Here is a 13,580-nt window from a genome sequence, read left to right on the forward strand (position 1 = left end):
ATTATTGTTCCATTATTAATTGTATGTGCCATTGGTCTCGATCTAATCGAGGGGCGTAAGACCTGACTTCAAATAGCTTTCCAGCATAAACAGCATAATCTGCGCTCATGAAGGCACTAAGTGATTTTGGGAATAGTGCTACTGTTTTAACATCGATATCATATCCGAACCTTTTCCTGATCATATTTGCTGCTTGTCTAAGACTTCCTCCGGTATAGGCTTTATCTATAATTAACCAAGGCTCGTTCGACGGTAGGGGGGAAGGGAAAACATCTTGGAAAGCAAAATCTCTGCCCAGTAGACTAGAGTCGTTTTGTCGATGAACTTCTGAAAAGAAAATATTTTGATCTCCGGTTGTCGCTAAATAACCTAGTGCAATTGGCAAACCTGCTGACAATAAAAATAACTTGTTTTTTGATATTTTTTCTATCTGTCGCCAAACTGAATGGTCCTCGTAAATGTATCTCGTGTTTAAGGCGGAACTACTGTCCCAATGTTCGTGAGAAATATATTTACTATAAAAGGCGCAGAACCTGTTGTGGAATGCCATGGTCTCGTTGTTTGTATTTATAAGTAACCTATTCTTGGTTATGCCTCGAGCTGGAGCTTTCATGGCAATGGGATGTACGTCGCGACGACAATGCGCAAATGCTTCGCTAATAAGCGAATTCTTTAATTTAATAAGGTGCGATTTTGACGGGCCAGAAATAGCTATTTCTGGTGATAGTCCATCTCCTTTAATTCTACGCACCTCATCGAACTCAACTCTACTTGTACTTGAATTCAAGTAGTCCCATATTCGTACAATGTCATCACCGGACATGCCGTTATAAATTGGCTCAAGGTTGCTCAGATCACAAACCATTTCTTCAGGGTGTCGAAGATCGAAATAAGCCTTTTGAAGATGGCATCCATTGAGTATGGCGTTGCGGTAGGCGTAATAGTCGCTTGTTTGTATGCCACTCAACGTTCGCCAACCATGATGCTCGCTAATAATGGTTATAAAACTAGTAAGCTGGAGTGGCGAATGTTGTGGGTAAGGTGCGTGATTCATAGTTAAATCCTCACGATAGTGCGTAAGATTAAAAGTCAGTCGTAAGTATTGAATTTTATGCTCTGTCGTATGGAAGTTGACGCTCTACTAATTGGTGGTTGAGTTGTCTTAAAAGGCTGCCTAAACGCCAAAGTAAAAACGACATCAGAAAAAACGAACAGAGCACCAGAGCTACGAATATTGAGTGAACGCTATAGTTGTAAAAGGATAGAAGTCCGACGGAAAGTATCAGTCCGAGAATGTTGAGTAACGATATTGTGAATAATGTGGGAATCCAGAAATCGCCCATGCTTCTTAATGTCATTCGGGTCACAACATAAATATATTCAAATACTAAAAAAGGGATCGAGATCAGAAGATTGCCCTCAATTAATTTTCTTGTTGGTACGTCGGACGTATAAATTATAGATATATATTCATTAAAGAAAAAACAAACCAATAAAAACGGAGTCAATATGAGGGCTCCGAGCTTTATGCCTTGTATATAGGTTGTACTCAATGAGTAAAATTTCTTTAGTTTAAAATGTCTTGCGGCCACTATTCCTGTAGCATTTCCCACTCCGATTGAAATCATGTATACGAAACTTAAAAAATGGAGAGATGCCTGGTACGCTGATAGGCTAGCATCGCCCAAACTCTTTGAAATAAAAGAGAGCATAAGAAATAACAGGCTTTCACCACCAAAGCAAAGTGCCATGGGAAGGCCGTTAATAAAGTAATTAACATATGTTTTCGTCGGGATACTTTGTGAGTGCCGAAATTTTAAGATGTGCTGGTGGATTTTTCGATCAAAAAAACAGAATGCAAGCACAACAAAAAAACACCGTAGGCCAACATATGTGGATATGAAATGAATAGCGTTTGTGTTTGTGTTCGTTGCAATCAAAATTGCGCAAGCTGAGGCAAGCGTGGCGTTGAATAGCCATGTATATATTAACTCGTATTTGGCTATTTTTATGGCGTTAAAAAAATTGAAGATGGTTATCTGCAAGTATAAGGCGGGAATAGAGAGTGAGAGTATCAATAGTAATTTCAATCCTTCTAAATTATTGTTATCCGTAAGCGATTTTGATTCGCTAACACTATATGCAAATATTGCGGAAACAATAATTGCTCCATAAAAAAATGCAAACCTGAAGGAGATAACTAAATCAAGTTCAACGCTTTTCGTATTTAGGTCAGTGGATCCAGCTATCTTCATCAACGATGTTGAAAAAAAGCCAATGCCAACGACTGTTAGAAAGGAAGTTAACGCCCATGCGAATGATGCATGGCTGAGAGAGCTAATTATAAAGTGCCCGATAAATGAAAAATAAAATAATGATACGGTCATCTCGCCAAATCTGGAGAGTATTAGGGGAATGGCTAGTCGGGTAACTTCCATGCGTGATCTCGTGTTTATATAAATATAATTATGAGCAGGAAGGTATTTGTATTCGTCACGCTAACAAGGACTTGATGTGCTATGTTCTGTTCTCAATCCCACTCTTTGAGTAGGCTGATTAGAGAGGGAGTTCCTTCCGCAGCAAAGTATTTTTTTCTGAAGTGATACTCGCACATGGATATTCTATGTTTCGTTTGTTTTCGTTTGTTGAATTCGTTGTCCAAAGCGGAAAGAGATTTTAGCGTAGATGGATAGAGATCTGATTTTTTTAACAATTTCTCAATTGCCAAGAATACCAGGTCTATATATTTCAGTGCTTCTTGAATGTATAAGCGACATTCAGCTTCTGTGGTCGCCCCCTTTCTGGCCAACGCAAAGAAACTATTTTTTATATCATCAAACCCACTGACTCGGAACATGTTTGAGTAAACCCACTTATAGTGTTTGTTTGTTGTGCCTGTTAAATAAGTGAAGCTCATGGTCGTCTTTAGCATCATGTCCCGTGCGATCTCACAACCCATCCAGAGGTTTCCCGATTGCCAGCAACCTTGAATATCCTGAAATGCATAAAATACGGGCAGCTTCTCACGGTGAGCTACATAAATATGCTTCTCCAAAGGAATCCTGGATTTCAATTGACTGAATCTTTCTTCGTTTTCTAACGCATGCCCAATTAATGATCTATGAATGACATTGTTCTCTGTGTTCGATAGTACTGGGTCATAGAGAAAACGTTGATCATCGGTGATTTCATCAAATGCTTTTTCAATTTTCGCAAAAATTTCTTCCAGTTCGGAAAATGTTATATAGTCTGCATCAATGTGGATGCTGGTGTTGCCGTAAAAATTTGTTGTATTATGAACCTCCTCATCTTCAGTGATGTAGTGGTAGTTTATATCTGTAACCAATGCATGTTCACAGTTTTCGATGTTGTTAGCTTTAGGTCGTTGTTCGCAAAGAATGATACAGTCGATGTCGGAATGAATGGTTCCAATCCCTTCGATTAGAGATCCTGAAACAATAAGAATGCTTGTGCTTTCTAAAAAAGCTCTTTCGCGTAGGTAGTTTTTTGGAATTAAGATTTTTCCATCTAGTATGGAAATTTCATTGTCCGAGATTTTTGACTGCGAGGTTTTTACGAGGGCGGTCATTTCATGTTGCTCCCAGGGTAATAGCGATAATATAAACTGAGGCACTTAAATCTGAACGACAACCTGAAGAAAGATGGGTAAGTATTTTACCTGGAGTTCCCCAGTGCAAAAGTAATAGCGTTCATGTGCTAAAACCCTAGTGTCGACATAGGCTGTTCGTCAATATTTATATATAAAATCAGAAACGCCTTACAAACATTGAAGTCCAAGTGTTTAATCTTTGAGTGAAGTTTCTTTTTTCTTTGAGAGAAGACTCCTACAGGTCACCGCCTGGGACTCTGTAGGAGTAAAGCGGAGGATTGTGTCAGTAAAGGCTATCCCGCACCCGAGCCGGCGCTTCGCGGTCATACGTCTCGGCATCGAACTGCCCATCGTTCAACCGCTTGTGAAATGCACCCGCCGTCGGCAGGGCAGAGCGTTCGAGGTGTTTCTCAGGGTTCCATAAGTCCGAACGAACGATGGCCTTGGAGCAGTGGAAGTACGCCGCTTCCACCGTCACCAGCATCACCGTGCGCGCCGGTTTGCCATTGACCGCAAAGCTCTCCAGCAACCCCGGTTCGGCGCTGATCTGTGCCGTGCCGTTAACCCGCAACGTTTCGCCAATCCCGGGAATGATGAACAGCAGCGACACCCGCGAATCGAGCACAACGTTACGCAGCGTGTCGATGCGGTTGTTGCCCGGCCGATCCGGGATCGCCAGGGTGCGTTCATCAATGATCCGCACGAAACCCGGCGTGTCGCCCCGCGGTGAACCGTCCATCCCGTCAGGCCCCACCGAGCTGACGATCACCAGTGGCGAGGCGCGGACCATCGCCTGATAGTCCTCGTTCAGAAAGGCGATCTGCTTGCGTACGGCGCGGTCGTGGGGCTGGCCGTAGAGGGCTTCCAGTTCTTCAATGCTGTTGAGCATAACCACCTCAGAAAATCAGGCCCATGCGCCGTTCGTAACCGATCCGGCCCTTATAGGCTTCGCCGCTGTCGACCCAGCCGAATTTTGCATACAGCGCGATGGCCGATGCGTTATCCGCATCCACCGACAACTCCAGCCCCTTTATTTCCGGAAAAGCCTGACGCGCCACGTCGGGCAAGGCTTGCAGACAGGCCTTGCCATAGCCTTTGCCCTGAGCCCGATGATCGACTTGCAGTGCGTGCAGGGTGGCGCTGTGTTCATTGGCCCACGCCGGCAATACGGGCGGGCGCTTGAGCAGCAGGAAGGCCACGGGAACATCCTCGACCAGTAGCGCAAATCCTGTGACGCCGGGGCCGGGTTTGGACAGCAGGGTGTGCAACGCACCGTGAATGTCGCCGGAGAATCTGATTTGTTCTTTGTGAACTTCAATGGCCTCGACCTGCTGGCGCTGGAGCGCGTTCAGGCTGTCGTAAGGCACGAGTCGGGTTGTCACTGGAGTGTCCTTTTTCCAAGAAAATGTGTTTCGGATTCTAACGAGTTTGCGTCCATGGATTATTTTTATTTGGACTGTCGATTTGGTTTTTCGCCAGACGACTAAGGGTGTCTTCACAACAAAAACCACGGAGAACCACCATGAACGCTACCCACGAAATCCAGACCCTGATCGACACCTATCGCCAGGCGGTCATCGCCAAGGATGTCGAGAAACTCATGCCCCTGTATGCCGAGGACATCGTTTCCTATGACGCGGTCAAGGCCCTGCAGTTTCGGGGCAAGGCCGCCTACCGCGCGCATTGGCAGGAATGCATGGAAATGTGCCAGGGCGCACATAAGTTCGACTTCGACCATATGAACATCGTGGCGGACGAGCACATCGCCTTCGCCCATTGGCTGGCCCATTGCGGCGGCACCAACGAGAAGGGCGAAACCCAGGCCTGCTGGATGCGCGTGACCGCCTGCTATCGCCGCGACGACGGGCAATGGCGCATCGTTCACGAACACTGGTCGGCCCCGTTCGACATGATGAGCGGCACCGTGCTGTTCAACCTGGAACCCTGAGCGTCGTGCTGATTCGTCGGGAATGTCGCGAAAGTTTCAATCAGCAGCCATAGTTGATCCGTTCGATTCAGGAGAGCCTCATGAAGTATTTATGCCTGGTCTACAGCAACGAGCACGAGTTGCACTCGCTGCCCGAGAGCCCGAATGACGCGGAATGCATGGCTTACGCCGAGGCGATCCAGGGCAGCGGCCGAATGGTCGCCGCCGAGGCGCTCGAATCGGTGCAGACCGCGACCACGGTGCGGATGCGCAACGGGAAGATGTCGATTACCGACGGCCCGTTCGCCGAAACCAAGGAGCAATTGGCCGGCTTCTACCTGATCGATGCCAAGGATCTCAATGAAGCCATCCAGGTCGCCGGCAATATCCCGGCGGCCCGGGTCGGCTGTGTTGAGGTGCGTCCCGTTCGTCAGTTGAACCCCGGCGCCTGATGTCGGCCGAGTCGGTACGAGCTCGGGTCGAGCAGGTTTACCGCGAAGATTCACGGCGGATTCTGGCGACCCTGATTCGTTTGCTCGGCGATTTCGATCTTGCCGAAGAAGCCTTGCACGAAGCGTTTTTCGTCGCGGTCGAGCGCTGGCAGCGTGACGGTGTGCCGAACAATCCGCGAACCTGGCTGGTGTCCACCGGGCGTTTCAAGGCCATTGATGTGTTGCGACGGCGTGCACGCTTCGTCGCTTCGCAACCGATGCTGATCGCTCAACTGGAGGCGCTGGAGCAGGCCGACTGGAGTGACGAAGACGTGGAAGACGATCGCCTGCGCCTGATTTTCACCTGTTGTCACCCGGCGCTCGCGGCGGACGCCCAGGTGCCGTTGACGCTGCGCGAAGTCTGCGACCTGACCACGGAAGAAATCGCCCGGGCCTTCCTGTCGGCACCAGCGACCATCGCCCAGCGCATCGTGCGGGCCAAGGCGAAAATCCGTGACGCAAAAATTCCTTATCAAGTGCCGGCCCTGGCGGAATTGCCCGAGCGCCTGGACAGCGTGCTGCGGGTGATTTATCTGGTGTTCAACGAAGGTTATTCCGCATCCATGGGCGCGGAACTGACCCGTGAGGATTTGACCCGTGAGGCGATTCGGCTCGGTCGTTTGTTGATGGAACTGCTGCCGGAACCCGAAGTGATGGGACTGCTGGCGCTGATGCTGTTGCACGAGTCCCGACGCACGGCCAGGACGTCGGCGAGCGGCGAGTTGATCGTGCTGGATGAGCAGGACCGTTCGTTGTGGGACGCCGAGATGATCGCTGAAGGTTGCGCCCTGGTGGAGCGTGCACTGACAACCCGGCGCTTCGGGCCTTATTGCCTGCAAGCAGCGATTGCGGCGTCGCATGCCGAAGCGCCCACGGCGGCGGAAACGGACTGGCTGGAGATTGTGGGTCTGTATGACGTGCTGTTGCGGGCAGCGCCTTCGCCGGTGATCGAATTGAACCGTGCGGCGGCGATCTCCAAACGGGATGGGCCGTTGGCGGGACTGACGTTGATCGAGGGGATCCTGGCGCGGGGTGATTTGCTGGATTACCACTTGGCGCACGCGGCGCGGGCGGAGTTTTGTCGGCAGTTGGGAAGGGTAGAGGAGGCGCGGGCGGCTTATGAGCGGGCGTTGGAGTTGACGCAGCAAGTGCCGGAACGACGGTTTATCGAGGCCCGGTTGCGGGAGCTGAAGTGATGTGATCTTGCGGGCCTCTTCGCGAGCACCCCTATTCCAGCATCTTGTCGAGTAACCAACTCCCCGCCGGCCCCGGCGGATGCAGCCGCGACCACAGCGCATCGACGAACACCGGTTTCGGCCAGCCGCGCACGTCCAGTTCCTGCAACGTGCCTTGCCCAAACCGCTCCACCAGCCACCGCGGCAACGGCGCCCAGCCGAATCCACCCTGGGCCATTTCCAGCAGCATCAGATAACTCGGCGCCGACCAGACGCGCCCCTTCGCACGGCTTTCATACGGATTGACGATCGTCGCCAGACGCAGCTCCCGGTGTTGTTGCAACCCGCCCTGATCGATGTGGCTCAGCGCCGCCAATGGATGTTCGCGGGATACGAACAGGGCAATCTCGGTTCGTTCTTCCATGGTCGAACTGACCAGGTCCGGCGGGTAACTGTCTTGTTTTTCGGCGAAGGCCACCTGCGCCCGACCCCGTTGCACCAAGGCCACCAGGTCATCGCACTCAGCGATCAGGCATTCAAGTTCCAGGTCGGGATAACGCAGCTCGAAGGCGCTGAGCGCCGCTTCGAATCGGTCGGATTGATACGTGTCGGAAATCGCCACGGTCAGCTTCGGCTCGACCCCTTGGGACAGTTGGCTGGCGGTCATTTCCAGCCGGCTGCTGGCGGCCAGAATGTCCTCGGCCCGTTGCAGCATCACGTGCCCGGCCGGGGTCAGGCTCGGTTTGCGGCTGCTGCGGTCGAACAGCGTCAGGTTCAAGTCGATTTCAAGGCTGGCCACGGCGGCGCTGATGGTCGACTGACTGCGGCCCAATTTGCGCGCCGCAGCGGAAAACGAGCCTTGAGTCGCGGCCTGAACGAAGGCCTGCAACACTTCTTGAGAAGCCATGAACTATCGCCTTGATCGATGGTTAATGGTTATGAAGTATCGGTGTGAAGAAAGATCATGGCAACCACAGTCACTCAGAGGAGTCTGGCCATGAGCGCCAACAAATCCATTACTGAACGTATTTTCCAGGCCATTGGTTTCGAATTGTTGGCCATCCTGATCTGCACCCCGCTGCTGGCGTGGATCATGGACAAACCGCTGCTCGACATGGGCGTCGTGACCATGGCAATCGCGGCACTTGCCCTGGCCTGGAACGTGATCTTCAACGGATTGTTCGACCGCGCGCTCAAACACTACAACCTGGTGCGCAACGCCTGGGTACGTGTAGTCCATGCGCTGTTGTTCGAAGGCGGTCTGGTTGCGGTGGGGGTGCCGTTGATTGCCTGGTGGTTGAAGGTCAGCCTGTGGCAGGCGTTCCTGCTGGATATCGGTGTGCTGCTGTTTTTCCTGCCATACACCTACGTTTATCACTGGGTGTACGACGTGGTACGCGAGCGAGTGCTGATGCGCCAGTCTTATGTGCTGCATGAATAACCTGTGGGAGCGAGCCTGCTCGCGATGGCGTCAGCACATTCGACATTGATGTCGACGTGTGCACCGCTATCGCGAGCAGGCTCACTCCCACATGGGAACTGCGGTGAATCAGAAGAGTTGGGTGAACAGCCAATACAAACTGCCCGACAACAGAATCGCCGCCGGCAAGGTTAGCACCCAGGCCATCAGCAGGTTGCGGATGGTCTTCATCTGCAATCCGCCGCCATTGGCGACCATGGTTCCGGCCACCCCCGAAGACAGTACGTGAGTCGTCGATACCGGCAGGCCGAACATGTCCGCCGCGCCGATGGTCAGCATCGCGACGGTTTCCGCCGAGGCGCCTTGAGCATACGTCAGGTGGGTTTTGCCGATCTTCTCGCCAACCGTCACCACGATACGTTTCCAGCCGACCATGGTGCCCAGCCCCAGAGCGATGGCCACCGCGATTTTTACCCACAGCGGAATGAACCGCGTGGCGTTGTCGATCTGCTGCTTGAACAGTTGCAGCTTGCCATTGGTATCGGCGTCGAAGTTGCCGACCTTGTTCTTGTCCATCAGGCGAATGGTTTCGCTGGTCAGGTACATGTCGTTACGCACGTTGCCCATGGCCTCGGCCGGGACCTTTGCGAGCGAGCCGTAGCCCTTCACTTCACTCCCGATAGTGCCGGTCAACGCGGCCAGGGCGGGGATCAGTTGCGGTGAGGCTTCCTTGCTGCGCATGTATTCGGACAGCACCGCGCGCGGGTCGGTCGGCGCTGACAACGGCGCATTTTTGACCAGCGCTTGCTGGGTGACTTCGGCCACGGCGGCAAACTGCAGCGCCTGGTCGGCCGGCATGGTGCGGTTCAGCGCGTAAGCCATCGGCAGCGTGCCCACCAGAATCAGCATGATCAGGCCCATGCCTTTCTGGCCGTCGTTGGAGCCGTGGGCGAAGGACACGCCGGTGCACGTCAGGATCAACATGCCGCGAATCCACCACGGTGGCGGAGTGTCGCCCTTGGGTGCTTTGTACAGCGCACGATTCTTGACGAAAGCCCGCAAGGCCAACAGCAACAGCGCCGCAAACATGAAGCCGATCAGCGGCGACAGCAACAGTGCGTAACCGACTTTGGTTGCCTGCGCCCAGTCCACGCCGCTAGTGCCGTCGCGGCCGTGCATCAGGGCATTGGCCACGCCGACCCCGATGATCGAGCCAATGAGGGTGTGCGACGAAGACGCCGGCAACCCCAGCCACCAGGTGCCGAGGTTCCACAGGATCGCGGCGATCAACAGGGCGAAGATCATCGAGAAACCAGCGGAAGAACCGACTTGCAGAATCAGCTCCACCGGCAGCAGGGCGATGATGCCGAACGCCACCGCGCCGCTGGACAGCAGCACCCCGAGGAAGTTGAAGAATCCGGACCAGGCCACCGCGAAATTTGGCGGCAAGGAGTTGGTGTAAATCACCGTGGCCACGGCGTTGGCAGTGTCGTGGAAACCGTTGACGAATTCAAAGCCGAGGGCAATCAGCAGCGCCACGCCCAACAGCAGAAACGGCGTCCAGGTGGTCACCACGGTGCCGAGCTCGTTCATGTCGTGCATCAGGCTGTAGGCGGTAAACAACAACCCGCTGCCCAGCACCGCGAAGAAAATCACGAGGGTCAGCAGGCTGGGCTTTTTATCGAGTTGAGGTTTGGCGCTACTGGCGGGCGCCTGGGTGGCGGTGAAGGAAGGAGTCGCCATGACGGACAATCCTGAGGAGAGAAGGAATGTCGCCCATGATCGTTGCTGAATGTTACAGAGAGGCTGAGTTAAGTCAGTGTTTGGGTTTATTGCCGATCCGTTGATCAGAATGCAGTACCTGTGGCGAGGGAGCTTGCCCCCGTTGGGTCGCGAAGCGGCCCCCAGCATTCTTTCAGTTACATCGTTTTTGCAGGTTTACGACTGCTGCGCAGCCGAACGGGGCGGTGCGGCGTTCCGACAAGCCCCCTCGCCACAGTGAATCGAAGGCGCTCCGATATTAATAATCCTGGCGCTTACGGAATGCCCAACGCCCGGCGATCACGGTAAACGTCGCGACCAATGCCACCAGAATCCAGAACCCTTCCGGGTCGCCGGAAAGCGGCACCCCGCCGACGTTCATGCCAAAGAACCCGGCGATGATGTTGATCGGCAACGCCAGCACCGTCACCACGGTCAGGGTGAACAGCGTGCGGTTGCTCTGTTCGTTGAGGTTGGCGGCGATTTCCTCCTGCAACAGCTTGATCCGTTCGCCCAGCGCCGTGAGGTCGTTAATGATCAGCGCGAACTCCTCGGTGGACTTGCGCAGCTCCTTGACGTCCTCCTTTTGCAACCACTGCGGCGGGCGATTGAGCAAGCGCAGCAACGAGCCCGGCTCCAGCGCCAACAAGCGTTGCAAGCGCACCAGCACCCGTCGGTTGGCACCCAGCTCAGCGCGGTTGGTCGACAGCCGCGAAGACAGCAACTCATCTTCGATCTGATCGACACTGAGGCTGGTCTTGCGCACGATCTGGGTCAGCACTTCCCCCTGATCGCGCAGCAGATGCACCAGCAATTCCAGTGGCGAGCGAAAGCACTCACCGGCCTTCACCGACGAGCGCAGCTTGTCCACCGAGTGCAGCGGTTGCAGTCGTGCGCTGACGATCAGCCGACTGCGGGCGCAGACCCACAACGTCGAAACATCGGACGACACCATGCTGCTGAGGTTGAACACCACGTCGTTGACCACCGCCAGCAACGCCGAATCCACATGCTCGATACGCGTCGAACGCGAACCTTCGTGCAGTGCTTCGAAAAATTCATCGGGCAATTGCAGATGGCTTTTCATCCAGCGCTCGCATGCGGCGTGGGCCAGGTTCAGGTGCAGCCAGAGAAATTCGTCGTTGTCGCCGGGTTGTTGCAGGCACTGCAACGCCTTGGCCGAATCGAGCTCGCGGCCGCGCTCGCCGGGGCGAAAACTGAAACCGTACAGCAGACCGAACAGGTCGGTGTCGCGATGACGTTGGTCGATGCTGTGGTTCATGGGGTCTCGATGTGAGGAGGCGCCTGTTGCGGGTTTCACAGGTTCACTTGAACCGCATCATTGCAAGGAGTTTTGACCGTTTTGTGACAAGGCGGTGGAGGCGAAATGATGGCGCTACCGACGGTCGGAATTGGTTAAAGAACCGCTCTGGCCCGCCGATCTTGCCTACGTTAACTCGCACGGCTTTGACCGCTGGCCAAGGTCGCAGACAGGGATGTCCGGACTTCTTTCACGCCTCGCCCGGCGTGCCTCATTCCTGTCATGAGTACCTTCCGATGTTTTTGCAAAAGTCCTTGAGAGCGCAAATTCTCGCCCTGCTGAGCGGCAGCTTGTTCGCGATGCTGTTGATCGCGTTGGCCTGCTTTCACTTTCTGTCCAGCGGTGTTCAGAACTACGCGAATCTGATCGAAGGCCCGCTGCACACCTCGCAATTGATCGATGAAGCCAACCTGCAATTCAAGGTGCAGGTACAAGAGTGGAAAAACGTTCTGCTACGCGGCAAGCAGCCTGCGGATCTGGACAAATACTGGAAGCAATTCGAAGACCGTCAGCGCGATGTGCAGGGCATCCTCGGTGAACTGGCCGGGCAGAAGGGTATCGAGCCGTCACTCAAGACGCGCATCGAACGCCTGCGGGACGAACATCGTCTGTTGGGCGCGGCTTATCGGAAGGGCCGTGACGCCTACGTGGCGGCAGGCGCCGACCCAACGGCTGGTGATACGGCGGTCAAAGGTGTCGACCGCGCAACCAGCGATCAGATGAGTGAGTTGGTCAGTGAGTTACGCAAGCAAGGGGCCGAGCAATCGAAGCTGATCAGCGCCGACGCCGACCGCACCGTGTTGCTGGGGATCATAGTGATGCTCGCTTCGGGGCTGTTGATCGGGTTGTTGAGCCTGTGGCTGGTCAACCGCAACCTGGTCGAACCGATTCGCAAACTGATCGAGTACGTGGCGCAACTCAGCCAGGGGCGTTTCGCCGAACGCGTGGCCAGCACCCGTCAGGACGAACTGGGAAAACTGGCGATAGCCGCCAATACCCTGCGCGATTTTCTTGCCGAAACCTTCAACCGTTTGCAGCGCAGCGCCTCGGATCTGGACAGCGCCAGCGGTGAACTGAATTCCATCGCAACCCTGATGGCCAGCGGCACTAACGAGCAGTTCAACCGCACCGATCAGGTGGCCACGGCGATGAACGAAATGTCCGCTACCGCGCAAGAAGTCGCACGTCACGCCGCCGATGCGGCACGAGCCGCCGATGATGCCGACCAGTCCGCCCAGCAAGGCGAAAAAGTCATGCAGGGCACCATTCACACCATCACCCAAATGCGCGGCGAAATCGCCAATACCGCCACGGTCATCCGTCGTCTGGAAACCGACAGTGGGCGCATCGGCAAGGTACTGGAAGTGATTCGCGGCATCGCCGAGCAGACCAATCTGCTGGCGCTCAACGCCGCCATCGAAGCAGCCCGTGCCGGTGAAGCCGGGCGCGGTTTTGCGGTGGTGGCGGATGAAGTCCGCAGCCTGGCCCAGCGCACGGCGGCGTCGATCATCGAGATCAACCAGATCATTCAAACGGTGCAAACCGGCGCGGTGGACGCCGCTCTGGCGATTGAAAGCGGTCAGTCGCGTAGCGAGGAAAGTGTCGAGCAAGTGACTCAGGCCGGCGTCATGCTGGAGCGCATCACCCTTGCCGTGGAAGCCATCCGCGACATGAACCGCCAGATCGCCACTGCCGCGGAAGAGCAGACATCGGTGGCCGAAGACATCTCGCGCAACCTCACCGAAATCACCAGTATCGCCAGTACCAATCTGGACAACGTGCAGCGCACCGAAGCGGCCAGCCACAACCTTCACGGGTTGTCGGGGCAGTTGAATGAAGTGACAGCGCGTTTAAGCGCGTAACGGGAATGACCTG

13 protein-coding genes are annotated in these 13,580 nt (G+C 54.3%); 5 read left to right on the forward strand and 8 right to left on the reverse strand.

The annotated features are described in order from the left end of the window. Position 1: 1 nt before the first annotated feature. The 5 genes from ACQ4OB_RS22670 to ACQ4OB_RS22690 all read right to left on the reverse strand — a co-directional run bounded on the left by ACQ4OB_RS22670 (position 2) and on the right by ACQ4OB_RS22690 (position 4,992). Positions 2-1,054 (reverse strand): hypothetical protein, encoded by a 1,053-nt coding sequence (locus ACQ4OB_RS22670; protein ID WP_074879300.1) that lies wholly within the window; start codon positions 1,052-1,054, stop codon positions 2-4. A gap of 55 nt (positions 1,055-1,109) precedes the next feature. Next, positions 1,110-2,438: an MATE family efflux transporter gene (locus ACQ4OB_RS22675; RefSeq protein ID WP_430956478.1), complete on the reverse strand. Its 1,329-nt coding sequence runs from the start codon at positions 2,436-2,438 to the stop codon at positions 1,110-1,112. Between the two features lie 92 nt (positions 2,439-2,530). Then, positions 2,531-3,589: a hypothetical protein gene (locus tag ACQ4OB_RS22680; RefSeq protein ID WP_074879298.1), complete on the reverse strand. Its 1,059-nt coding sequence runs from the start codon at positions 3,587-3,589 to the stop codon at positions 2,531-2,533. Positions 3,590-3,893: 304 nt separating this feature from the next. After that, on the reverse strand, positions 3,894-4,499 hold the full coding sequence (locus ACQ4OB_RS22685; protein WP_074879296.1) for a pyridoxamine 5'-phosphate oxidase family protein: 606 nt from the start codon (positions 4,497-4,499) through the stop codon (positions 3,894-3,896). Between the two features lie 7 nt (positions 4,500-4,506). Further along, positions 4,507-4,992, reverse strand: a complete 486-nt coding sequence (locus ACQ4OB_RS22690; protein WP_430956479.1) for a GNAT family N-acetyltransferase — start codon at positions 4,990-4,992, stop codon at positions 4,507-4,509. Between the two features lie 140 nt (positions 4,993-5,132). Here ACQ4OB_RS22690 and ACQ4OB_RS22695 point away from each other — a divergent pair, with 140 nt between their 5' ends. The 3 genes from ACQ4OB_RS22695 to ACQ4OB_RS22705 all read left to right on the forward strand — a co-directional run bounded on the left by ACQ4OB_RS22695 (position 5,133) and on the right by ACQ4OB_RS22705 (position 7,224). Continuing rightward, complete coding sequence (locus ACQ4OB_RS22695) at positions 5,133-5,558, forward strand: YybH family protein (RefSeq protein ID WP_008151160.1); 426 nt, start codon at positions 5,133-5,135, stop codon at positions 5,556-5,558. Positions 5,559-5,638: 80 nt separating this feature from the next. Beyond that, positions 5,639-5,989, forward strand: coding sequence for a YciI family protein (locus ACQ4OB_RS22700; RefSeq protein ID WP_008151161.1), 351 nt, complete (start codon positions 5,639-5,641; stop codon positions 5,987-5,989). After that, a complete protein-coding gene (locus ACQ4OB_RS22705; protein WP_430956480.1) occupies positions 5,989-7,224 on the forward strand; it encodes an RNA polymerase sigma factor in 1,236 nt (411 codons plus the stop codon). Before ACQ4OB_RS22700 ends, ACQ4OB_RS22705 begins: the two co-directional genes overlap by 1 nt. A 31-nt stretch (positions 7,225-7,255) precedes the next feature. On the opposite strand, the gene ACQ4OB_RS22710 is transcribed toward ACQ4OB_RS22705, so the two are convergent. Further along, positions 7,256-8,110 (reverse strand): LysR family transcriptional regulator, encoded by an 855-nt coding sequence (locus tag ACQ4OB_RS22710; protein WP_430956481.1) that lies wholly within the window; start codon positions 8,108-8,110, stop codon positions 7,256-7,258. A gap of 90 nt (positions 8,111-8,200) precedes the next feature. Here ACQ4OB_RS22710 and ACQ4OB_RS22715 point away from each other — a divergent pair, with 90 nt between their 5' ends. Beyond that, positions 8,201-8,644 carry a multidrug/biocide efflux PACE transporter gene (locus ACQ4OB_RS22715; RefSeq protein WP_074879286.1) on the forward strand — a complete coding sequence of 148 codons (444 nt, stop codon included), beginning with the start codon at positions 8,201-8,203 and terminating at the stop codon, positions 8,642-8,644. 108 nt (positions 8,645-8,752) lie between these two features. Here ACQ4OB_RS22715 and ACQ4OB_RS22720 read toward each other — a convergent pair whose 3' ends face one another. Continuing rightward, positions 8,753-10,366, reverse strand: coding sequence for an inorganic phosphate transporter (locus tag ACQ4OB_RS22720; RefSeq protein ID WP_430956482.1), 1,614 nt, complete (start codon positions 10,364-10,366; stop codon positions 8,753-8,755). Between the two features lie 277 nt (positions 10,367-10,643). Next, the gene (locus ACQ4OB_RS22725; protein WP_074879282.1) at positions 10,644-11,666 is read right to left on the reverse strand and encodes a transporter; all 1,023 of its coding nucleotides are present in this window, start codon (positions 11,664-11,666) and stop codon (positions 10,644-10,646) included. A 275-nt stretch (positions 11,667-11,941) separates the two neighbouring features. Here ACQ4OB_RS22725 and ACQ4OB_RS22730 point away from each other — a divergent pair, with 275 nt between their 5' ends. Continuing rightward, positions 11,942-13,567 carry a methyl-accepting chemotaxis protein gene (locus tag ACQ4OB_RS22730; protein WP_074879280.1) on the forward strand — a complete coding sequence of 542 codons (1,626 nt, stop codon included), beginning with the start codon at positions 11,942-11,944 and terminating at the stop codon, positions 13,565-13,567. Positions 13,568-13,580: the final 13 nt, after the last annotated feature.

This window comes from Pseudomonas sp. ES4 (genome assembly GCF_050586665.1).
In the GTDB taxonomy this organism is placed as follows: Bacteria; Pseudomonadota; Gammaproteobacteria; order Pseudomonadales; family Pseudomonadaceae; genus Aquipseudomonas; species Aquipseudomonas frederiksbergensis.